We start from the raw sequence: 21,881 nt of genomic DNA on the forward strand, positions 1-21,881 counted from the left end.
ATCCGCAATTCCCGCGCGCCGGTTCGGCCGGCCCGAATTAGGCTGACCTCCATGAACTCTGTGTTGGTTACCGGCGCGGCGCGCGGCATCGGCAAGGCCGTCTGCCTGCGTCTGGCGCAGCAGAACTGGCAGGTCTACGCCGGCGTCCGCAAGCTCTCCGACGGTGAGGAGCTGGTCGCGGCGGACTCCCGCATCACTCCGGTCATCCTCGATGTCACGAATCCGGACCACATCGCCGCCCTCGACGAGGTGCTGCCCGCCGACCTGACGGCCGTGGTCAACAATGCGGGCATCGTCGCCGACGGTCCGGTCGAGCTCCTCGATCTGGAGACCCTCCGAAACCAGTTCGAGGTCAATGTCTTCGGTGCGGTCGCGGTCACCCAGGCCGTTCTCCCGCGCCTGCGCGCCACTCGCGGCCGCGTGGTCTTCATCTCCTCGCTGTCCGGCCGCATCTCCACCCCCGGGACCGGTGCCTACAACTCCTCCAAGTTCGCCCTCGAGGGCCTGGTCGACGCCCTCCGGGTGGAGCTGCGCCCCTGGGGAATCCGCACGTCCCTCATCGAGCCCGGCCCGATCGCCACCGACCTCTGGTTCGGCGCGACCGACATGGTCGACACCACGACCGCCCACCTCACCGATGCCCAGCGTGAGCTGTACAGCGCCCACCTCGCGGGCCTGCGCAAGATGTCCCAGCAGGTCCCGAAGATCGCGGCCCCGGTCGACTCGGTGGTCAAGGAGGTCGAAAAGGCCCTCACCGCAAAGCACCCCAGGGCCCGCTATATCCCGGGCCTCGCCGGAAAGATCCAGGTGGTGGCCACCTCGCTCACCCCGACCCCGGTCCTGGACACCCTCTTCGCCCTGGTCTCCGGCATCCGCAAGAAGTAGCGGGCACAGCGCAGCTTGCGCCGGAGCAGATCAGTAATCGGATACGGAACGACCGATTTCGCGAGATCGGGGTAACTCACCGGGTACGTCCAGAACGGTCGGGGCACCCTACCGCCGGCACGGAATGCCAACGGTAGGGCTCTCTGCCGTCCGCTGAAGACCCGGAGAGGCGGGGGAGGTTACGCGCCGTAGACCGGCTCCGGGGTGGTGGCCTTGGACAGCAGGTCGCGCACGACCGGCCCCAGCTCGGCCGGCTCCCAGCGGGCGCCGCGGTCGATGGAGGCGCCGTGGCGCCAGCCGTCGGCGACGGTCACCTTGCCGCCCTCGACCTCGAACATACGGCCGGTGACACCGGCGGAATCGGCGCTGCCCAGCCAGACGACCAGCGGCGAGACGTTTTCCGGGGCCATGGCGTCGAAGCCGTCCTCGGGAGCGGCCATCATGTCGGCGAAGACCGTCTCGGTCATCCGGGTGCGGGCCGCCGGGGCGATGGCGTTGACGGTGATGCCGTAGCGCGCGAATTCGGCCGAGGCGGTGAGGGTCAGGCCCGCGATGCCGGACTTGGCGGCGGAGTAGTTGCCCTGGCCGACCGAGCCGAGCAGGCCCGCGCCGGAGCTGGTGTTGATGATGCGGGCCTCGGGGGTGCGACCGGCCTTGGCCTCGTTGCGCCAGTACTCGGCGGCATGCCGCATGGGCGCGAAGTGGCCCTTGAGGTGCACCTTGATGACCGCGTCCCACTCGTCCTCGGCGAGGTTGACCAGCATCCGGTCGCGGACGATGCCGGCATTGTTGACCAGCACGTCCAGGCGGCCGAAGGTGTCGACGGCGGTCTGGATCAGGCGGCGCGCGCCCTCCCAGTCGGAGATGTCGTCGCCGTTCACGATGGCCTCGCCGCCGAGGGCCTTGATCTCCTCGACGACCTGCGCGGCCGGGGAGTCCGGGCTGGGGGCGCCGTCGAGCTCGGCGCCGAGGTCGTTCACGACCACCTTCGCGCCGGCGGCGGCGAAGGCGAGGGCGTGGGCACGGCCGATGCCACGACCGGCGCCGGTCACGATGACGACGCGGCCGTCGCAGATCTTGTTGTCGGTCATATCGATTACCTCTTCGTGTTCGATCGGTCTAGCGGCCCGAGACGGCGGGGACGTCTGCGGTGGATGCTTCGAGGAAGGCGGGCTTCTCGCCGCCGCCGTGCACGAGTAGCGCGCTGCCGGTGACGTACGCCGCCAGGGGCGAGGCCAGGAACGCGGCGGTACGACCGATGTCCTCGGGCGTCGCCATGCGCTGCATGGGAACCGTTCGGCTCACCGAGGCGATGCCCTCCTCGTCGCCGTAGTGCAGGTGCGAGGACTCGGTGTTGACCAGGCCGCAGATGACGGAGTTCATCCGCACCTTCGGAGCCCACTCCACCGCGAGCGACGAAACCAGGCTGTCCACACCGGCTTTGGCCGCACCGTAGGCCGCGGTGCCCGGGGAGGGCCGATGCCCGGAGACGCTGGAGATCATCACGATCGATCCGCCCGTCTCCTGTTTCTGCATGACCTCGTTGGCGACCTGCGAAACCAGCAGCGGCGCCAGCAGGTTCAGCTGCACGATCTTGGCGTGGAAGTTGGCGCTGGCGTTGGCGGCCAGGGCGAAGGGCGCGCCACCGGCATTGTTCACCACGGTGTCCAAGCGCCCGTACTTCTCGACGATGGCCTCGATCAACCCGCGCACCGAGTCCGGGTCGCGCACGTCGCACGGCAGGAAGTCGATGCCGCGGCCATTGCTCTCGACGGGGGTGTCGCCGGGCCGTCGCGCGCAGGCCACCACGGTCGCGCCCGCGTCCAGGAAGACCCGGCTGATGCCGGCGCCGACGCCGCGCACACCGCCGGTGACCAGGACGACCGAGCCGGACAGGTTTACTTCGATTCCCACCGTGCTAACCTACCAAGCACTTGCTTGTTTTGCCAACGATGGGACATTCGATGGGGATCAACCGTCACACCGAAACCGAGGGCGTCGAAGTCGTCACTGTCGACTACCCCCCGGTCAACGCTCTGCCGTCCGACGGCTGGTTCGCCCTGGCCGATGCCGTCACCGCCGCCGGCCGCAACCCGGAGACCCGGGTCGTGGTGCTGCGCGCCGAGGGTCGCGGCTTCAACGCGGGCGTGGACATCAAGGAGATGAACGCGGACACCGGGCACACCGCCCTGATCCGCGCCAACCACGGCTGCTTCGCCGCCTTCGCCGCGATCTACGACTGCGAGGTTCCGGTCGTCACCGCCGTGAACGGTTTCTGCCTCGGCGGTGGCATCGGCCTGGTCGGCAACTCCGACGTCATCGTCGCCTCCGACGACGCGACCTTCGGCCTCCCCGAGGTCGACCGCGGCGCGCTCGGTGCGGCCACCCACCTGGCGCGACTGGTCCCCCAGCACCTGATGCGGACCATGTTCTACACCGCGGGCACCCTCACCGCGCAGCAGCTGCACCACTACGGCTCGGTCTTCAAGGTGGTGCCGCGCGCCGAACTCGACGCCGCCGCCATGGAGGTCGCCAAGAACATCGCCAACAAGGACGGCCGCGTCATCCGCGCCGCCAAGAAGGCGCTCAACGGCATCGACGTGCAGGACGTGCATCGCTCCTACCGCTTCGAGCAGGGCTTCACCATGGAGCTCAACCTCGCGGGCGTGGCCGACGAGATCCGGGCGCGTTTCGACGACGATCTGGCCGCTCAGAAAAAAGCAAAGTAGAAGGGGCGAAACAATATGCGCGACAAGCGAATGAGCCTCGACGAGGTCGTCGGCGAGCTCCGTAGCGGCATGACCATCGGCATCGGCGGCTGGGGTTCCCGGCGCAAGCCGATGGCCTTCGTGCGCGCCCTGCTGCGTTCGGACATCACCGATCTGACCGTCGTCACCTACGGCGGCCCGGATCTGGGCCTGCTGTGCTCGGCGGGCAAGGTGCGCAAGGCCTACTACGGCTTCGTGTCCCTGGACTCCGCGCCGTTCTACGACCCGTGGTTCGCCAAGGCCCGCACCGAGGGCGCGATCACCGTGCGCGAGATGGACGAGGGCATGGTCAAGTGCGGTCTGCAGGCCGCCGCGGCCCGTCTGCCGTTCCTGCCGATCCGCGCCGGATTGGGTTCTGCCGTCCTCGATTTCTGGGAGGGCGAGCTCGAAACCGTCCAGTCCCCGTACGCCGATGCGGACGGTCGCCGTGAAACCCTCGTCGCCATGCCCGCTCTGAACCTGGACGCCGCCTTCGTGCACCTGGACCTGGGTGACAAGCACGGCAATGCCGCCTACACCGGCGTCGACCCGTACATGGACGACCTGTACCTGCTCTCCGCCGAGAAGCGCTACCTGTCGGTGGACCGTCTCGTCGAGACCGAGGAACTGGTGAAAGCCGTTCCGACGCAGGCCCTCATCCTCAATCGCATGATGGTCGACGGGGTGGTCGAGGCCCCCGGCGGCGCGCACTTCACCTTCTCCGGCAGCTACGGCCGCGACGAGAAGTTCCAGCGCCACTATGTCGAGGCCGCCAAGACGCCCGAGTCGTGGGCCGAGTTCAAGGCTCGCTACCTGGATGTGTCCGAGGCCGAATACCAGGCCGCCGTCAAGGCTTTCGCCGAGGAGCAGAAGTAATGAGCGACACCACCACCATTACTCGGGCCGAGATCTGCGTCGTCGCCGCCGCCGAGATCTTCCGGGGCGCGGGCGAGATCATGGCCTCGCCCATGTCCACCGTCACCACCATCGGCGCGCGGCTGGCGCGGCTCACCTTCGAGCCGGATCTGCTGCTGTCCGACGGTGAGGCGTTGTTCTTCGCCGAGATCCCGCCGATCGGCGGCAAGGCGCCCATCGAGGGCTGGATTCCGTTCTCGAAGGTCTTCGATGTGGTGAATTCCGGTCGCCGCCATGTGGTCATGGGCGCCAACCAGATCGACAAGTACGGCAACCAGAACCTGTCCGCGTTCGGTCCGCTGCAGCAGCCGACCCGGCAGATGTTCGGTGTGCGCGGCGCGCCGGGCAACACCATCAACCACGCCACCAGCTACTTCGTGCCCAAGCACAACAAGCGGGTGTTCGTCGACCAGGTCGACATCGTCTCCGGAATCGGTTACGACAAGGTCGATTCCGAGAACCCGGCCTACCGGTTCCACCACCTGCACCGGGTGGTCTCGAACCTGGGCGTGTTCGACTTCAACGGCCCGGACCACACCCTGCGCGCGCTGTCGCTGCACCCGGGTGTGACCGCCGACGAGGTCGCGGAGAACACCTCCTTCGAGATCGCCGGGCTGGCCGAGGCGGGCGAAACCCGTTTGCCCACCGAGGAAGAGCTCACCATCATCCGGACCGTGCTGGACCCCAAGGGCTTCCGTGAGAAGGAAGTGACGGCATGACCGCGCAAAGGCTCAAGACGCCGCTGACCGAACTGGTCGGCATCGAGCACCCGATCGTGCAGACCGGCATGGGCTGGGTCGCCGGTCCGGGCCTGGTCGCGGCCACCGCCAATGCCGGCGGCCTCGGCATCCTCGCCTCGGCGACCATGACCCTCGACGAGCTCGAGGTGGCCATCGCCAAGACGAAGGCCAAGACCGACAAGCCCTTCGGCGTGAACATCCGCGCCGACCTGTCCGACGCGCCCGACCGCATCGACATGATGATCCGCGACGGCGTGAAGGTGGCCTCCTTCGCGCTGGCCCCCAAGAAGGAGCTCATCGCCAAGCTCAAGGACAACGGCGTGGTCGTCATGCCGTCCATCGGCGCGGCCAAGCACGCGGTCAAGGTCGCCTCCTGGGGCGCGGACGCGGTGATCGTGCAGGGCGGTGAGGGCGGTGGGCACACCGGTTCCGTCGCAACGACTCTGCTGCTGCCGTCCGTTCTCGACGCCGTCGACATCCCGGTGGTCGCCGGTGGCGGTTTCTTCGACGGCCGCGGCCTGGCCGCCGCGCTGTCCTACGGCGCGGCCGGCGTCGCCATGGGCACCCGTTTCCTGCTCACCCAGGACTCGAGCGTCCCGGACTCGGTCAAGCAGGAGTACCTCAAGCGCGGACTGCAGGACACCGTCGTCTCCAAGAAGGTCGATGGCATGCCGCACCGCGTGCTGAACACCGAACTGGTGGACAAGCTGGAGCACTCCAGCGGCCTGCGCGGACTCACCGCCGCCGTCTCGAACGCCGTCAAGTTCAAGAGCATGACCGGCATGAAGTGGTCGACCATGATCAAGGACGGCATCGGGATGCGGAAGCAGAAGGGCCTCACCTGGTCCCAGGTCATCATGGCCGCCAACACCCCGATGCTGCTGAAAGCCGGTCTGGTGGAGGGCAACACCCACGCGGGCGTGCTCGCCTCCGGCCAGGCCGCGGGCATCATCGAGGACCTGCCCACCGTGCAGGACCTCATCGACCGCATCATCATCGAGGCCATCGAGCGCATCGACAGCCTCAACACCTACCGCGTCACCACCACCGCCTGACGCGTCCCCGAACGTGCGCGGCCACCACAGCCCGACCGCGCACCCGGATCCGGCCAACCCTCGGATCCTTGCGCGCGCCCATCCGGCGCGCGCCGAGCCGTCCCCGGAACCTCTCGCCCGGGGGCGGCTTCGCGCGTTCTGCCGACCATGACGCAACGTTGGGGCCCATCGTGTGGATCCATGTCGGGTCGGCGGGGGCACCTGCGAGTTAGCTGCCTTTTGCCTGATTTGTCGGCTTTCGTACGAGGTTTCGGACCTCACAGTTGTTCTGTCTCGACGGTGAGGTCCGGCCCGAAGGGCCTGGCCCGGGCCAATTGGCCTGGGCCGCTGGTGATATTGGCTACATAGGGTGTCGCGCAGGCGTACGGTTTGTAGGCCCCCCTAACGCATTCGGGGACTTGCGCGGATTGCCCTGGTGACCGGTACGATGGCCGCGTTCCGCAACAGTCCGGCAATCGGGGCGACAGTGAGAGCTCGAAACCTGTCCCGATCTGCCTGGTGCGGATCGGGATTCCGTACCCCGGTGCGGAGGAAGCCAAGTGCGCGGTATCGATGAGGGGATGGCTGTCGCATGATCGTCGATCGTGCAATGCGCCTGGTGGCAGTGATCGCAGCTGTCACCGGTTCGGCGCTGCTCGGGCCCGCGGTTGCCGAGGCGCAGCCGGGGAGCATCCCGCTCGATCCCGTACCCGCGGGCCAGGATCCTACCCTGCCCGCTTCCGGCGGTTCGCAACCGCAGGCGGACGCCGTCACGCAACCACGGGCAATTGATGCCACTGGTCCGCAGCCCGTCACCCCGGTGGCCGGACCACAGGATCTGCTGTCCGTTCTGCTCGCGCTCGGAACCGGCTCCGCCGGTGTCGGCTCCGCCGGTGTCGGTTCGGCCGGACTGGGCACCGTGCTGGGCGGTACCGGCTCTGCGGCCCTGGGCGTCGGCTCCGTCGTAACCGGTTCCGCCGGTGCGGGATTGGGTTCGGCCGTCGCCGGTACCGGCTCGGCCGGGGCGGCCACCGGTTCGGCTGCGCTCGGAACCGGTTCGGCCGCAGTCGGTTCCGCCGGTCTCGGTACCGCGGGCGTGCTCGGCCTGGGCTCGGCGGGCGTCGGCTCCGCGGGCGTGGGCACCGGCTCCGCATTGCTGGGCCTGCTGCTCGGCACGGGTTCGGCCGCAACGGGTTCGGCCGCGGTGGGCTCGGCTGCGACGGGTTCGGCCGGACTGGCCGCGCTGTGCACCGGTTCGGCCGCGGTCGGTTCCGCGGGAATCGGTTCCGCCGGTGTGGGTTCCGCGGTCGGTGCGCTCACCGGCCTGGGCTCGGCCGGCACCGGTGCGGGTTCGGCCGCGACGGGCTCGGGTGCCGGTTCGGCCGGAGCGGGTTCCGCCGCAGGCTCGGCCGATCTCGGTTCGGCCGCCGTGGGTTCGGCGGGGCTCGGATCGGCGGGGCTCGGTTCCGCCGCGGTCTGCGCCTCGCCGCTGCTGCTGTTGCTGATCCCGCCGCCCGCCGCACCCGCGGTACCGCCGGTGCCGCTGGAGATTCCGAAGCCCCCGGCCGTGCCGCAGCTGCCCGCCGTGGTGGCCCCGGTGGCCGCGCTGCCCGAGCCGGAGGCCGCGCCCGCCGCGCCACCGCCTCCGCCGGCCCCCGCGCCGGCGCCCGCTCCCGTTCTGGCCCAGCCGAATCCGGATGTGAAGCCGACCTCGAACAACACCCGGCTACCGCAGTGGAAGCCACTGTCGGTGATCGGCGGGCTGATCGCCATGGCGCTGGTGGGCACCGGCTCGGGCGCGGTGAGCTTCCAGAGCGCGTCCGCGGCCCAGGCGCGCGTCGATGCCGCGCGCGCTGCTTTCTTCGGACCGAGGGCATGAGGGGACCACGATGACCGGGAGCAAGGCGCATAGCATCGGGTCCTACCGCCGGGTGGCCGCCGCGGTGGACGCGGTGTGCGCGGTGGCCGCCGATTTCGACGCCACCGACCTGGACGAGGTGGTGCTCGCCATCTCGGCGGAGCGGCGGCGGATCATCGAGATCGCCAGTGCCCAACTGGGTCCGGGCGTGTGCGGCCAGCGCCGCAGCTATCCGGATCGGGATGTGATCGTGCTGGCGCAGTCGCTGCCCAGTCGGGAGCACACCCTCGCGCACGAGCTGGGGCACATCGTCTTCGACCATCCGGGCGAGGCGGCGACCGAGGTGGTGCTGGAGGCCAGCGACGACCTCATCGCCTACATGCTCAGCCAGCGCGCGCATCAGAAGGCCATCGATCTGGGCGACGACGAGCAATGCGAGTGGGAGGCAGAGACTTTCGCGAGCATGCTCATGACCCGCCTGCGCGTGTTCAACAGCCGGGGCGCGGGCGTCTCGGTCCTTCGATTCGATGAGGCGTTGGGATGAGCGAGTCCTTCGGTTATCCCCGAAAGGATGCGGCATGACCTTCTGGGTGACGGCCATGCTGGTGTGGATGGCCTCGGGTGCACGCGTCGGGCGCGTGCTGGTGAAACCGGCGACCACCGCGCGGGTAGCGATCGTGATCGCGGTGGCCGCGGTGGCGCTGGCGGTGACCGTCGGCGTGCCGGAAATCGCTCTGGCCGTTGACCATATGGCGCCGGGTGGCGTGCACGGCCAGTGGCTGGGCGACCGGGTGGTCACCGCGGCATGGATCATGTTCGCCACCGCCACCTCGGTGGTGGCGGCCGCGGCGTGGCCGGTGGTGTCGCGCCGCAATCTGCGTCAGATCGGCATGATGATCTACGCCGGCGGCGCGATCGCCATGATTCTCACGCTGCTCTGGTCGCTGACCTTCGGCTGGGCGATCGTGCTGCTGGAGTGTGTGTTCATCGTGGTTACCGGTGTGCGCAACCTGGATTGGACCACGCTGGGCCGCGGCATCGCGCTCTACACCACCGGTACCGCGGTGGTCGGTGTGCTGGCGGCGATGTCGATTCGCCGCCAGGTGAGCGACGCGCCGATGCCGAAGCCGGGCGACGAGGGCTGGTTCTGGCCGATGTGGCAGATCGCGGCCATGCTCATCGCCATCGGCGCGGTGTGGATCGTGATCGAGCTGTGGTGGCGAGCCCGGGTGCTGCTCGAGCAGATTCGCACCCTGCACCGGGTGCTGATCGGGCGCTTCCCGGAGGTGGTGGCGCACGAGCAGACCGGATCGGGCACGCAGCTCAAGGCTTCCGATCAGGTCGCGCAGATCATGGACGCGCTCTACCTACAGTCCGGTGGCGGGGTGGAGCTGGCTGCGGCGGGTACGCCGCCGGTCTCGGTGGCCGAGCGCGCGCAGCGGGTGGCCGAGTGGTCGCGGAATCCGTTCGGCGAGGTGGTGATCGACGGTCGCTGGATCTCACCGCCGGCGGGGGTCAGTCCGCGCGGCTGGGTGCAGGCCATCGCCCGCGCCTATGACGCGACGGCGGCCGCGTCGCCGAGCACGATTCAGGGCTCCGCACAACGGTAGTCATTACTTTTCCATTACTATTCGGCGGATCTGCGGATTGCCCTCCGACGGGCTCCGAACTTGATCACGCGGAGATCACCGACTCAATTGCGATCTTGTCGCAAATGCGCAAGACCCGCACCGCGCGCGATTGCCAAGGGCGTGGCATTCCGGCGGGCCCTGCACGATGAGACTTCGTATCCGAGGTTTCGTCTCATCGAACCCGTCGTGCGCAGTACGGGACTTTGCTTGTCAGTAGATGTTGTCACTCTTGCTTGTCGCGGATGGTGCATTGGAGGCCGAAACACTCCCAGTGCACAAAACGACATAGTGCACAAAACAACTCATTAGACCGACCGGACTTGCCCAGTCGGCGTAATGCCAGGTTTGTGCATACTGCACCAGCGCAAGGGTCTACGCCACATGGCCTCAGCACGCTGAGACCGGTGCAACATCCATCACTCGGACCGAATGGTCCGGCGGGCCACCGGCACTGCCCTGCAAGCAGTGCCGGTGACCCGTCCATGTCGAGTCCGGAGAAGCCCTGTAACAAACCAACACAGTGCGGCCTCCGAGCTAGCCGCACTGTGTTGCTCTGTGGCAGTGCCTATTCCGTGCCGTCCGGAGGAATTTCGGGCAGTCCTTCGCTTGCCCGCAACTTCTCCGCCATAGAGGTGAGGAGATTCTGAGATTCTTCGGACAGGTCGAACGCCCTACTCGACAGACGACGGAGTCCATAGCCCTGCAGCTGGGACAGCAGCTCGAGATCGTGATCGATCTTCGCCGCGTAGATGTCGTTGAAGAAGTAGTCCGGCTTGACCTTGAAGAACTTTGCCAACGCTGCAACCGTCTCATCCGACGGGTTCGTGCGCTGTCCCGACCGCAACTGCGACAGATACGGTTTCGAGATCGGATGGCCGGATGCCGTCAAGGCGGCCGCCACCTCTGCGTTCGTGTGCGGCTTACGCCCCGGGGGATGCACGGTTTCGAACAGCTTGTTCAGCCGCGCCGCGAAATCAGCCATTGTGAGCCGCCCAATTCCCTTCGCTGTACTAACAGTCGTTATCTCGGATACGTATCATTGATATTAGCGGCTCAGTAACTGAAAACCTACGCCTGATTCGCGATTTCCTTGAAGCTTCTAGGCGGTCATCCGCTTCACCCGCCGTGGCTTGGGCGTTTGCGGGCTAACCCTACGGTTCTTGCTGAGGGCTTAAGAGTCCCGGTTCTGGCCCGTCGCGAGGCTCTTCCCGGACGGGCCACGGGTAGCCATAAGATAGCTGACGTCTCATCTTCCTGGCTGCGCCGGTGAGTGTGTGGCGTACGCCACGTTTCGGGGCCAGCAGGATGAACGTTCAACCTGGCCGAAAATCATTGAGGGACTAGATCCGTTCGATGATCGTGCCCGTCGCGAGGGCGCCGCCGCAGCACATCAGGACCATGGCGGTGCTCTTGTCCGAGCGCTCCAGCTCGTGCAAAGCCGTTGTGATCAAGCGGGATCCGGTGCTGCCGACCGGGTGGCCGAGCGCGATGGCGCCGCCATTGACGTTGACGCGATCGAAATCCGGCTTGTGCACCGAGGCCCACGACAGCACCACGGACGCGAAAGCCTCGTTGATCTCGAACAAGTCGATGTCGGAGATGGTCATGCCGCTGCGCTCGAGCAGTCGCTCGCACGCCTGCACCGGACCGTCCAGGTGGAATTCGGGCTCGCCACCCACCAGGCACTGCGCCACGATACGGGCGCGCGGGCGCAATCCCTCACGCTGCGCGGCCTTTTCGTCCATGAGCAGCACCGCGGCCGCGCCGTCGGAGATCTGCGAGGAGGTGCCGGCGGTGTGAATTCCGCCCTCCAGCACCGGCTTCAGCTTCGCCAGGCCCTCGCGGGTGGTCTCGCGCAGACCCTGGTCGCGGCTGATGTCGGCGAACTCGCCGGTGAGGTTGCCCTCCTTGTCGACCTGCGGCGCGTTCTTGATGGTCAGCACCTCGCGGTCGAAGCGGCCCTCCGCCCACGCCTGCGCGGCCAGTCGCTGCGAGCGCTCGCCCAGCTCCTCGACATCGTCGCGAGTGATGCCGCGCCGCTTGGCGATTCGCTCGGCGGCCTCGAACTGGTTGGGCATGTCGATGTTCCAGGACGCGGGCCGGCGCGGGCCGGCGTGCGTTCCGACGTTGGCGCCCAACGGAACATGGCTCATGGACTCGATGCCGCACGCGATGCCGGCCTCGATGGCGCCGGTGGAAATGAGGCCGGCCACCAGACCCGCTGCCTGCTGCGCCGAACCGCACTGGTTGTCGATGGTGACGGCGCCGGTCTGCCACGGCAGCCCGGCGTGCAGCCAGGCGGTGCGGGTGACGTTGTTGCCCTGCTCGCCCACCTGCATGACGCAGCCGCCGATGACCTGTTCGATCAGCGCGGGGTTCAGCTCCGCGCGCTCGAGCACGCCCTTCTGTGCCGCACCCAGCAGCTCGGCGGCGTGCAGGCCGGCCAGCCAGCCATTGCGCTTGCCGATGGGAGTGCGCGCGGCCTCGACGATGACGGGAGTACCCATGTCTTTCCTTCCGGATTAGAACTGCAACGAGTTCACAACCAGTAACGTAAGCCTGTTCCGGACCAATACCTAGTCCCTTCTCTTGTTTTACCTCCTGTGCTTCAATAGCGGTAGAACGTGTTTCAGTTGGTCAAAGGAGACTGCTGGTGGTCGACACTGCAGCCCGGCCCGATGTGCCGGATGGATTCGATGTCACCGACCCGGAAATGTGGGCGCACCGGGTCCCGGTCGAAGAACTCGCCGAACTGCGCCGCAGCGCCCCCATCTGGTGGAACCCGAAGTCACCGGAGGTCGGTGGCTTCACCGACGACGGCTTCTGGGTGCTCAGCAAGCACGCCGACGTCAAGACCGTCTCGCGGCGCGACGACGTGTTCTCCACCTATGAGAACACCGCCATCCCGCGGTTCCAGGACGACATCACCCGCGAGCAGATCGATCTGCAGCGCTTCGTCCTGCTGAACAAGGACGCCCCGGAGCACACCAAGCTCCGCAAGATCATCTCCAAGGGCTTCACCCCGCGCGTCATCAACGGCCTGCGGGCCGAGCTGACCGCCCGGGCCGAGGCCATCGTGAAGGCCGCCGCCGACTCCGGCACCGGTGACTTCGTGGAGCAGGTGGCCGCCGAGCTGCCGCTGCAGGCCATCGCCGAGCTGATCGGCGTGCCGCAGGAAGACCGCATGAAGCTGTTCAAGTGGTCCAACGACATGACCAGCTACGACGATCCGGACAGCGACGCCGACCCGGTGACCGCCTCCACCGAGATCCTCGGCTACTCGTACCAAATGGCCGAGGCCCGCCGGGCCTGCCCGGCCGACGACATCGTCACCCAGCTCATCAATGCCGACATGGACGGCGAGGCGCTGCTGCCGGAGGAATTCGGCTTCTTCGTCATGATGCTGGCCGTCGCGGGCAACGAGACCACTCGCAATGCCACCACACACGGCATGATCGCGTTCATGGAGAACCCGGATCAGTGGGAGCTCTTCAAGAAGGAGCGGCCCAAGACCGCCGCCGACGAGATCATCCGCTGGGCCACCCCGGTCAGCTCGTTCCAGCGCACCGCGCTCGAGGACGTGGAGGTCAGTGGCGTGCAGATCAAGAAGGGGCAGCGGGTGGTGCTGTCCTACCGCTCGGCCAACTTCGACGAGGAGGTGTTCGAGGATCCGTACACCTTCAATATCCTGCGTGATCCGAACCCGCACCTGTCCTTCGGCGGCACCGGCGCGCACTTCTGCATCGGCGCGAACCTGGCCCGACTCGAGATCGAAATCATCTTCAATGCCATCGCCGACCACATGCCCGACATCTCCAAGCTCGGAGATCCGCGACGGCTGCAGTCCGGCTGGCTCAACGGCATCAAGGAATTCCAGGTCGACTACAAGACCTGCCCTGTGAAGCATTGAGCCGCAGATGATTTGATCCGCCCCGTTCCCCCCTCTCACTCCTCGGGGCGGAGAAAAGGAAGCGGGCGACTGGATGAATCCAGTCGCCCGCTTCGTCTTTCGTGTGCCGACCGGAGGTCTAGGTCTTCTTCATCGTCGCCATGGCGCGCTCGGTCTCCCAAAAGGCGCGCAGGGCCAGGATTTTCCCGTCCTCGTCGACCTTGTAGGTGAAGACGCCCTCCGCGTCGACGATATGACCGCCCATGGTGGTGCGGATGCGGCCCGTATAGGCCACCTCACGACCGCAGGCGAAGGAGTCGTCGAAGAGGAACTCGATGGACTCGGTGGGGGCAATCGCCTTGTCCCAGAAGGCCGCGATGGCCTCCGCGCCGCGGTGCCCGACGCCCTCGGGATCGAAGAAGGACGGCCCGATGGGGTCCTCCACGATCCCGTCGGCGGCGAACAACGCCACCCAGGCCTCCTTGTTCTTCGCCCGTACCGCGGCCTGCGATGCCGTGCCCGCTACCCGGGCCGGGTGTTCGGTCGTGGTGGTCACGGCTGCTCACTCCCGACGACCCACATCGAGAAGTACTGCGAGCCACCGCCGTACGCGTGACCGTAGGCCTTGCGGGCGTTCTCCACCTGGTAGTCGCCGGCCCGGCCCATGACCTGCTTGGCGGCCTCGGCGAAGCGGATCATGCCGGAGGCGCCGATCGGGTTCGAGGAGAGCACGCCGCCGGAGGGGTTGACCGGCAGCTTCCCGCCGATGGCGGTCTCCCCGGCGTCGGTGAGCTTCCAGCCCTCGCCCTCGGGCATGAAGCCCAGGTTCTCCAGCCACATGGGCTCGAACCACGAGAACGGGACATAGATCTCGGCCGCGTCGATCTCCTCGAGCGGGTTGGTGATCCCGGCCTGCTTCCACAGCGCCTTGGCGGCTTCCTGACCGGCCTTGGGGTTGACCTGGTCGCGGCCGGCGTAGGCGAGCGGCTCGGTGCGCATGGCGGTGCCGTGCACCCAGGCCACCTTCTTACCCTGCGCCTCCACGGCCTTGCCGGACGCCTCGTCACCGATCACGATGGCGCAGGCGCCGTCCGAGGACGGGCAGGTCTCGTCGAAACGAATGGGGTCCCACAGCATTTGGGAGGACATCACGGATTCCAGGGTGATGTCGGGCTGGTGCAGGTGCGCGAACGGATTGCGTGCGCCGTTGCGGCGGTCCTTCACCGCGACCATGGCGCCCACGTGCAGTGGGGCGTTGGAGCGGCGGATGTAGGCGCGGACGTGCGGGGCGAAGTAGCCGCCCGCACCCGCGCCGACCGGCATGGTGAACGGCACCGGATTCGACAGCGCCCACATGGCGTTGGACTCCGACTGCTTCTCCCATGCGATGGCCAGCACCTTGCCGTACACGCCGGCCTGCACCTGGTTGGCCGCGACGATCGCGGTCGAGCCGCCCACCGAACCGGCGGTGTGCACCCGGAGCAGCGGTTTTCCGGTGGCGCCCAGGGCATCCGCGAGGAACAGCTCCGGCATCATGGAGCCCTCGAAGAAGTCGGGGGCCTTGCCGACCACCACGGCGTCGATATCGGCCATGGTGAGGCCGGAGTCCACCAGGGCGCGGTCGATGGCCTCGCGGACCATGCCCCCCATGGATACATCCGACCGTTTGGTCACGTGATGGGTCTGTCCGGTGCCGAGCACCGCGGCTGGCAATGTCATCGTGCCTCCAGGGTGGCGACCAGGTTCTGCTGCAGCGCGGGGCCCGAACTGGCGTGGGCCAGTGCGCGATTCGCGGTGCCGTTGATGATTTCGGTGGCGGCGAAGCCGATGCGCTCGAGGCCCGCGGCGAACATCGGATTTCCCGACAGCGGACCGCCGGACGGATTGATCCGGGTGGTGCCGTTCAGGCCGATGGCCTGCTTCAGGATCAGCTCCTCGTGGCTGAACTGCGCGTGCAGCTCGGCGATGTCGAAGCCGCTCGCGTCGCCGCCGGTGAGGGCGTCGGCCGCCTTCTTGGCCGAGGCCGAGACCGTCAGGTCGCGCGCGCCCAGCACCGGGGTGTCGATGTAGTGGGCCATGCCGGTCAGCCAGGCCGGACGCTCGCACAGCTCGCGGGCGCGATCGCCCACGGCCAGCACGATGGCGGCCGCGCCGTCGGTGATGGGCGCGATGTCATGGGCGCGGAAGGGATCGGCGACCTTCGGTGCGGCCAGCAGCTTTTCGGCGTCGGAGCCGGTGCTGCGCGCGGCCACCGCGGCCATGTCCGCCTCGGTCCAGCGGCCCGCGTCCAGGCCCGCGCGGGCCTGCAGGCCGGCGATGGACACCGAGTCCGGCCACAGCGGCGCGACCAGGTACGGGTCGGTCTGCAGGGTGAGGATCTGGCGCAGGGTGCCGGCCGAGGACTTGCCGAAGCCGTACACCAGCGCCGTCTCGGCCTGCCCGGAGCGCAGTTTCACCCACGCCTCGTACAGCGCCCAGGCCGCGTCCATCTCCACGTGCGACTCGTTGATCGGCGGCACCGCGCCGATGGAGTCGATGGCGGAGATGAACGAGAAGGCGCGTCCGGCAAGGTAATCCGAGGAGCCGGAACACCAGAAGCCGATATCGGAGACCCCGATGCCGAGCTTGGTGTAGAGCTCCTGGAAGCAGGGCGCGAGCATCTCGACGCCATTGGTGGTGCCGAAGGTCTCCGGCACGTGCGGCGCGTGCGCGAAGCCCACGACCGCGATGTCAGTTGCCTTGTGGTTCAAGGTGGTTCAGCGCCTCTCTACAGGTGGTGCGCGAAGCTGTCGTAGTCGGCGTCGGGTTCGCCGGTCGGCCGGAAGTGGTCGATATTGGCCATGGACAGGCCCCACTCCTCGCGCGGCTTCCACACCGCCTCCACCCGCATACCCATCCGGACCTCGCTCGCCTCGACGCCGAGCACCAGGTGTAGGAAGGGGATGTCGGCGCCGTCGAGCAGCACATAGGCCGCCACGTACGGGGGCTTGAGGCGCTGGCCCATGAACGGCACGTTCACGATGCAGAAGGTGGTCACGATGCCCTTGTCGGACACCTCGACGTAGTCGTCGGTCGGCGAGCCGTCACGCGGGTCGGCGCCGCGCGGCGGGAAGTACACCTTGCCGTCCATCCGGGCGCGGGCGCCCAGCAGGCGGCCCTCCATGAGGGCCTTCAGGAAGACGGCCTCCTGCGGCGCGGCGGTGTGCTTGATGGAGAAGTCGACCGGGGTCACGATGCCGGTCACTGGTTCGGCATCACTCGCGGAATCGGCCGGGGCGGCAGAGGTCTCGCCCGGTTCGAAGGCCGCGATGTCGTGGATGTCGCCGGTGCGCTCGGCGGCCCAGCGCGCCCGCACCCGCAGGCCGGTGCTGATGTCGGCCGGGGAGGTCACATCCACCGCGTGCAGGATGGCGGTATCCGCGCCGTCCAGCTTGATCAGCGCGTAGGCGAAGGGCCGGTCGAAGGGCTGACCGGGCAGCGGCTCGGCCACCCAGGACCAGGTCTGGACGGTGCCGACGTCGGACACGCCGACGAACTCCGACAGCGCCTCGCCGGTGGCCGGATCGAATTCCGCGGGCGGCACGATCACGCGCCCATCGGAACCCCGCACCCCGACGACCTTGCCGGATCGCAGTTCCGTGAGGAAGCGACCGATGATCGGACCGGTGGAGCGGGTGTAGTCGAATTGCATCCGCAGCGGTGCGGACAGTATTTCGGTGTTCCCCAGAGTCACGAGATCGAGTAGAACAGGTTCTAGTGACGGTGGCAAGAGTACGGGCTGCGGCCCTGACGACCAGCCCCGGATGTTCTAGGAAGGACATGGAAATGCGCTTTGGTTTGCAACTGGGATATTGGGGCGCGCAGCCGCCCGCCAATCATCGGGAACTGGTGCTGGCCGCGGAGGAGACCGGCTTCGACGCCATCTTCACCGCGGAGTCCTGGGGATCGGACGCCTTCACGCCCCTGGCGTGGTACGGCTCGGACACCAGCCGGGTTCGGCTGGGCACCTCCGTCGTGCAGATGTCGGCGCGCACGCCGACCGCCACCGCCATGGCCGCGCTGACCCTCGACCACCTCAGCGGCGGCCGGCACATCCTCGGCCTCGGCGTCTCCGGCCCGCAGGTGGTGGAGGGCTGGTACGGGCAGCCGTTCGCCAAGCCGCTGGCCCGCACCCGCGAGTACGTCTCGATCGTGCGGCAGGTGCTGGCCCGCGAGGGCAAGGTGACCAGTGCGGGCCCGCACTACGCGCTGCCCTACTCCGGATCGGGCGCAACGGGATTCGGCAAGCCGCTCAAGCCGATCACCCACCCGCTGCGCTCGGACCTGCCGATCTGGCTCGGTGCGGAAGGGCCCAAGAACGTCGCGCTGACCGCCGAGATCGCGGACGGCTGGCTGGCCATCTACTACACGCCGCGGCTGGCCGACATGTACAACGAGTGGCTCGACGAGGGCTTCTCGCGCCCGGGCGCGCGGCGCTCGCGCGAGGACTTCGAGATCGCCGCCACCGCGCAGGTGATCCTGACCGACGACCCCAAGGCCGAACTGGATCGGCTGCGCCCGGTCATGGCGCTCTACATCGGCGGCATGGGCGCCGAGGAACTCAACTTCCACGCCGAGGTGTACCGGCGCATGGGCTATGGCGAGCAGGTCGACGAGATCACCCGGCTGTTCCGCACCGGCCGCAAGGAGGAGGCCGCGGCGGTCGTGCCCGACGAGCTGATCCTCGACACCACCATCATCGGCAATGAGGCGCAGGTGCGTGAGCAGCTGAAGGTGTGGGAGCAGGCCGGCGTCACCATGATGCTCGTGGGTGTCCGCGACGTGGCGCAGTTCGAGGCGCTGCGCCCGCTGATCGAGTCGCACGGACACTGATTCGGTCGTAGAACTAGTTCCAGAAATCCGGCCTCGCGGAAGCGCTTCGCGGCCGGTTGGAAAGGGCGCGCCCCAGTGAGTGGGTCGCGCCCTTTCGTATCTGTTCCAAATCAGCGTAAGTCGCCGTAGGGTGTGACAGGGGGCACATCCGGTCACTGGACCAAAGCCGAATCTGTGGCTTGTCACACACAAGAACACGTTCTATTTTGAAGCAGTGAGCTACAACATTGCGGACCTTGTCGAGCACACCATCGACCTCATGCCGGAACGTGTCGCGCTGGTTGACGACGCTCGTTCGGTGACCTACGCCGAGCTCGAGGACCGAGCCAACCGGCTGGCGCACTACCTGCAGGATCAGGGTGTGCAGCCGGGTGACAAGGTCGGCGTGTACTCGCGCAACACCATTGAGGCCGTGGAGGCCATGGTGGCCATCTTCAAGGCGCGGGCAGTCATGATCAACGTGAACTACCGCTACGTCGAGAACGAGTTGCAGTACATCTTCGAGAACTCGGATATGGTCGCGCTCATTCACGAGCGGCGGTACAGCGACAGGGTGGCCAATGTGCTGCCGAACGTGCCGAAGATCAAGGCGGTCGTCACCGTCGAGGACGGCACCGACCTGCCATTGCCCCCGAGCGCGGTGGAATACGAAGCGGCGCTGGCAGGCTCGCGCGGCGAGCGCGATTTCGGCGAGCGCTCCTCCGACGACATCATGATGATCTACACCGGCGGCACCACCGGCATGCCCAAGGGCGTCATGTGGCGGCAGGAGGACTGGTGGCGCGTCCTCGGCGGCGGCATCAACTTCTACACCGGTGAATTCATCCAGGACGAGTGGGAGCAGTCCAAGGGCGGCGCGAGCGGCAACTCGCCGATGGTGCGCTACCCGATTCCGCCGCTGATCCACGGCGGCGCGTTCACCGCGACCCTGCACAGCCTGTTCGACGGCGGCAAGGCCGTCATGCTGCCGGAGTTCAGCGGACACGGTGTGTGGCAGGCGATTCAGCGGCACGGCGTCAACATGATCTTCATTACCGGCGATGCCATGGCCCGTCCGATGCTGGACGCGCTGGCCGAGGGCAATGCGGAAACCGGTGAGGCGTACCAGCATTCGAGCCTGTGGGTGCTGGCCAGCAGCGCGGCGCTGTTCTCGCCCGCACTGAAGGATCAGTTCATCGAGAACTTCCCGAACGCGCTCATCACCGACTCCATCGGTTCCTCGGAGACCGGCTTCGGCGGTCTGGCCGTGGCGGCCAAAGGCGCCACGCACACCGGCGGCCCGCGGGTGAAGATCGACGGCTCCACCAAGGTGATCGACGAGGAGGGCAACGAGGTCGCGCCCGGCTCCGGTCAGGTCGGCATGCTGGCGCGGACCGGCAATATCCCGCTCGGCTACTACAACGACCCGGTCAAGACCGCCGAAACCTTCAAGGTGTTCAACGGCGTTCGCTACTCGATCCCCGGCGACTTCGCCCGCGTGGAGGAGGACGGCACCGTCACCATGCTGGGCCGCGGCTCGGTGTCCATCAACTCCGGTGGCGAGAAGATCTACCCCGAAGAGGTCGAGGGCGCGCTCAAGGCGCACCCGGAGATCTTCGACGCGCTCGTGGTCGGCGTGCCGGACGAGCGCTGGGGCCAGCGGGTGGTCGCGGTCGTGCAGTGCCGTGGCGGCGCCCGCCCGACGCTGGAGGAACTGCGGCCGACCCTGGTCAAGGAGATCTCCTCCTACAAGATGCCGCGCAGCCTGTGGTTCGTGGACGAGATCAAGCGCTCGCCCGCGGGCAAGCCGGACTACAAGTGGGCCAAGGCGCAGACCGAGGCCCGCGAGGCCGACAACCACGCCCAGGCCTCGAACACCAAGTAACACGGCTCAGCTCGTGGCATGTGCCGGTGCCCGTCTGCGATCGCAGACGGGCACCAACCTTTTCGCGGGTGTTTCTTGTCGGTAGGCTGTGCGACGCTGTCTGGCATGAGCGAGAAGGTGGGCGGCACCGTTTCCGACGATGTACTGCGGTCTTTCGAGGGGCATCGGCGGGAGCTGTGCGCCTACGCGTATCGAATGCTCGGGTCCTCGTTCGAAGCCGAGGACGCGGTGCAGGAGACCTTCACGCGGGCGTGGAAGTCCTACGACTCCTTCGAGGGCCGGTCCAGTCTGCGGTCCTGGCTGTACAAGATCACCACCAATGTCTGTCTGGACATGCTGGACGGTCCGCAGCGCCGCGCCAGACCCATGGATCTCACTGGTCCCTCGACCCCCGATTCGCAGCTGCCCCCGCCGGAGCCGGATTACGTGTGGGTGGAACCGATTCCGAACGCCCTCGCCTTCGGCGCCGATCCCGCCGAGGCCGCCAGCGCGAAGGACACATTGCGCCTGGCCTTCGTCGCGGCGGTGCAGCATCTGCCGGCCAGTCAGCGCGCCATCCTGATCATGCGCGAGGTGCTGCGCTTCTCGGCGGGTGAGACCGCCGACATGCTCAATGTCTCCCCGGCCTCGGTGAACAGCGCCCTGCAGCGGGCCCGCGCCACCATGTCGAAGGTGCAGGAGACGGCCACGGTGTCGGACCCCTTCGACGAGAACAACGAGCAGCAGCGCAAACTCGTCGACGATTTCGTCAAGGCCTTCGAGGCCTACGACATGGACGCCCTCACCGACCTGCTGAAAGCCGATGTGGCCCTGTCCATGCCGCCGTTCTCGCTGTGGATCTCCGGTCCCGAGAACGTGGCCGCCTTCATGCTCGGCACCGGCCACGCCTGCCGCGACTCCCGCATGATCCCGCTGGCCGGCGCCAACGGGCTACCCGCCTTCGGCCACTACAAGCCGAGTGACGAGCCCGGCCGCTGGATCCCCTGGTCCATCACCACTCTCGAACTGGACGGTGACCGCATCTCCGGTCTCACCTTCTTCCTCGACACCGAGAAGCTCTTCCCGCTGTTCGGCCTGCCCATGGAGCTCGGCTCGAACTAGGGCGGGCTCGTCACCGTCTGTCGCAGCGCACCATTGGGGTGTTCCGCGGGCCGGTCCCCCTCCATCCACACCTCGGATGACGGGTGAACTCCGGCCCGCGGACCGGCTTGGCGCGCAACCTCCGTCGAAAGACGGAGGACATCGGTGGCCGTCGCTGATCGCCGTTGATCGGAGGCTCCGCACGAACTAGCCGGTTCCCCTACCTTCACGTCGGCGCCGCCACCGGTCAAGATCGGCGACTCACCCTTTTTGGGTGACACCCAGCGCATGCGGTTCATCCGAAACACTGATATCTCGCCGGGGTCGCGAGCCACGGCGGTTGTCGTCGGCGCACACCTCGGGCGG

Annotated in this window: 20 protein-coding genes; 12 read left to right on the forward strand and 8 right to left on the reverse strand. The window is 67.6% G+C overall.

Features of this window, described 5'->3' with window-relative positions; translation table 11 throughout:
• Window positions 1-51 precede the first annotated feature (51 nt).
• Window positions 52-885, forward strand: coding sequence for an SDR family oxidoreductase (locus ACQP1O_RS02580; RefSeq protein WP_433564320.1), 834 nt, complete (start codon window positions 52-54; stop codon window positions 883-885).
• A gap of 179 nt (window positions 886-1,064) precedes the next feature.
• Here ACQP1O_RS02580 and ACQP1O_RS02585 read toward each other — a convergent pair whose 3' ends face one another.
• Window positions 1,065-1,976, reverse strand: coding sequence for an SDR family oxidoreductase (locus ACQP1O_RS02585; protein ID WP_433564321.1), 912 nt, complete (start codon window positions 1,974-1,976; stop codon window positions 1,065-1,067).
• Between the two features lie 28 nt (window positions 1,977-2,004).
• Window positions 2,005-2,799, reverse strand: coding sequence for an SDR family oxidoreductase (locus ACQP1O_RS02590; protein ID WP_433564322.1), 795 nt, complete (start codon window positions 2,797-2,799; stop codon window positions 2,005-2,007).
• 50 nt (window positions 2,800-2,849) lie between these two features.
• Here ACQP1O_RS02590 and ACQP1O_RS02595 point away from each other — a divergent pair, with 50 nt between their 5' ends.
• The 7 genes from ACQP1O_RS02595 to ACQP1O_RS02625 all read left to right on the forward strand — a co-directional run bounded on the left by ACQP1O_RS02595 (window position 2,850) and on the right by ACQP1O_RS02625 (window position 9,789).
• Entirely contained in the window at window positions 2,850-3,614 is a 765-nt protein-coding gene (locus ACQP1O_RS02595; protein ID WP_433564323.1) for an enoyl-CoA hydratase family protein, read from the forward strand.
• A 15-nt stretch (window positions 3,615-3,629) separates the two neighbouring features.
• On the forward strand, window positions 3,630-4,508 hold the full coding sequence (locus ACQP1O_RS02600; RefSeq protein ID WP_433564324.1) for a CoA transferase subunit A: 879 nt from the start codon (window positions 3,630-3,632) through the stop codon (window positions 4,506-4,508).
• Window positions 4,508-5,266: a CoA-transferase subunit beta gene (locus ACQP1O_RS02605; RefSeq protein ID WP_433564325.1), complete on the forward strand. Its 759-nt coding sequence runs from the start codon at window positions 4,508-4,510 to the stop codon at window positions 5,264-5,266. Before ACQP1O_RS02600 ends, ACQP1O_RS02605 begins: the two co-directional genes overlap by 1 nt.
• Window positions 5,263-6,342, forward strand: coding sequence for an NAD(P)H-dependent flavin oxidoreductase (locus ACQP1O_RS02610; RefSeq protein ID WP_433564326.1), 1,080 nt, complete (start codon window positions 5,263-5,265; stop codon window positions 6,340-6,342). Before ACQP1O_RS02605 ends, ACQP1O_RS02610 begins: the two co-directional genes overlap by 4 nt.
• Before the next feature lie 571 nt (window positions 6,343-6,913).
• Window positions 6,914-8,200: a hypothetical protein gene (locus ACQP1O_RS02615; RefSeq protein WP_433564327.1), complete on the forward strand. Its 1,287-nt coding sequence runs from the start codon at window positions 6,914-6,916 to the stop codon at window positions 8,198-8,200.
• 10 nt (window positions 8,201-8,210) lie between these two features.
• Window positions 8,211-8,723, forward strand: coding sequence for an ImmA/IrrE family metallo-endopeptidase (locus ACQP1O_RS02620; RefSeq protein ID WP_354831205.1), 513 nt, complete (start codon window positions 8,211-8,213; stop codon window positions 8,721-8,723).
• 34 nt (window positions 8,724-8,757) lie between these two features.
• The gene (locus ACQP1O_RS02625) at window positions 8,758-9,789 is read left to right on the forward strand and encodes a hypothetical protein (protein WP_433564328.1); all 1,032 of its coding nucleotides are present in this window, start codon (window positions 8,758-8,760) and stop codon (window positions 9,787-9,789) included.
• A gap of 586 nt (window positions 9,790-10,375) precedes the next feature.
• Here ACQP1O_RS02625 and ACQP1O_RS02630 read toward each other — a convergent pair.
• Window positions 10,376-10,792: a helix-turn-helix domain-containing protein gene (locus ACQP1O_RS02630; protein ID WP_011207048.1), complete on the reverse strand. Its 417-nt coding sequence runs from the start codon at window positions 10,790-10,792 to the stop codon at window positions 10,376-10,378.
• 358 nt (window positions 10,793-11,150) lie between these two features.
• A complete protein-coding gene (locus tag ACQP1O_RS02635; RefSeq protein ID WP_433564329.1) occupies window positions 11,151-12,317 on the reverse strand; it encodes a steroid 3-ketoacyl-CoA thiolase in 1,167 nt (388 codons plus the stop codon).
• Between the two features lie 206 nt (window positions 12,318-12,523).
• Between ACQP1O_RS02635 and ACQP1O_RS02640 the strand changes: the two genes are divergently transcribed.
• Window positions 12,524-13,720, forward strand: coding sequence for a cytochrome P450 (locus ACQP1O_RS02640; protein WP_433567563.1), 1,197 nt, complete (start codon window positions 12,524-12,526; stop codon window positions 13,718-13,720).
• A 118-nt stretch (window positions 13,721-13,838) separates the two neighbouring features.
• On the opposite strand, the gene ACQP1O_RS02645 is transcribed toward ACQP1O_RS02640, so the two are convergent.
• Genes ACQP1O_RS02645 through ACQP1O_RS02660 form a run of 4 tightly spaced genes read right to left on the reverse strand, consistent with a single transcriptional unit; the run spans window position 13,839 to window position 17,432 of the window.
• Complete coding sequence (locus ACQP1O_RS02645; protein ID WP_433564330.1) at window positions 13,839-14,255, reverse strand: nuclear transport factor 2 family protein; 417 nt, start codon at window positions 14,253-14,255, stop codon at window positions 13,839-13,841.
• On the reverse strand, window positions 14,252-15,418 hold the full coding sequence (locus ACQP1O_RS02650) for a thiolase domain-containing protein (protein ID WP_379398122.1): 1,167 nt from the start codon (window positions 15,416-15,418) through the stop codon (window positions 14,252-14,254). The genes ACQP1O_RS02645 and ACQP1O_RS02650 overlap by 4 nt, the downstream gene beginning before the upstream one ends.
• The gene (locus ACQP1O_RS02655; RefSeq protein WP_433564331.1) at window positions 15,415-16,449 is read right to left on the reverse strand and encodes a thiolase domain-containing protein; all 1,035 of its coding nucleotides are present in this window, start codon (window positions 16,447-16,449) and stop codon (window positions 15,415-15,417) included. The genes ACQP1O_RS02650 and ACQP1O_RS02655 overlap by 4 nt, the downstream gene beginning before the upstream one ends.
• Before the next feature lie 17 nt (window positions 16,450-16,466).
• Entirely contained in the window at window positions 16,467-17,432 is a 966-nt protein-coding gene (locus ACQP1O_RS02660) for a Zn-ribbon domain-containing OB-fold protein (RefSeq protein WP_433564332.1), read from the reverse strand.
• A gap of 92 nt (window positions 17,433-17,524) precedes the next feature.
• On the opposite strand from ACQP1O_RS02660, the gene ACQP1O_RS02665 reads away from it, so the two are divergent.
• From ACQP1O_RS02665 to ACQP1O_RS02675, 3 genes are all read left to right on the forward strand, one after another.
• Complete coding sequence (locus tag ACQP1O_RS02665) at window positions 17,525-18,571, forward strand: LLM class F420-dependent oxidoreductase (RefSeq protein WP_433564333.1); 1,047 nt, start codon at window positions 17,525-17,527, stop codon at window positions 18,569-18,571.
• A gap of 214 nt (window positions 18,572-18,785) precedes the next feature.
• Window positions 18,786-20,435: an acyl-CoA synthetase gene (locus tag ACQP1O_RS02670; RefSeq protein ID WP_433564334.1), complete on the forward strand. Its 1,650-nt coding sequence runs from the start codon at window positions 18,786-18,788 to the stop codon at window positions 20,433-20,435.
• A 105-nt stretch (window positions 20,436-20,540) separates the two neighbouring features.
• Window positions 20,541-21,536 (forward strand): sigma-70 family RNA polymerase sigma factor, encoded by a 996-nt coding sequence (locus ACQP1O_RS02675; RefSeq protein WP_433564335.1) that lies wholly within the window; start codon window positions 20,541-20,543, stop codon window positions 21,534-21,536.
• Window positions 21,537-21,881 lie beyond the last annotated feature (345 nt).

The organism is Nocardia sp. CA-151230 (assembly GCF_050942175.1).
Classification (GTDB): Bacteria; Actinomycetota; Actinomycetes; order Mycobacteriales; family Mycobacteriaceae; genus Nocardia.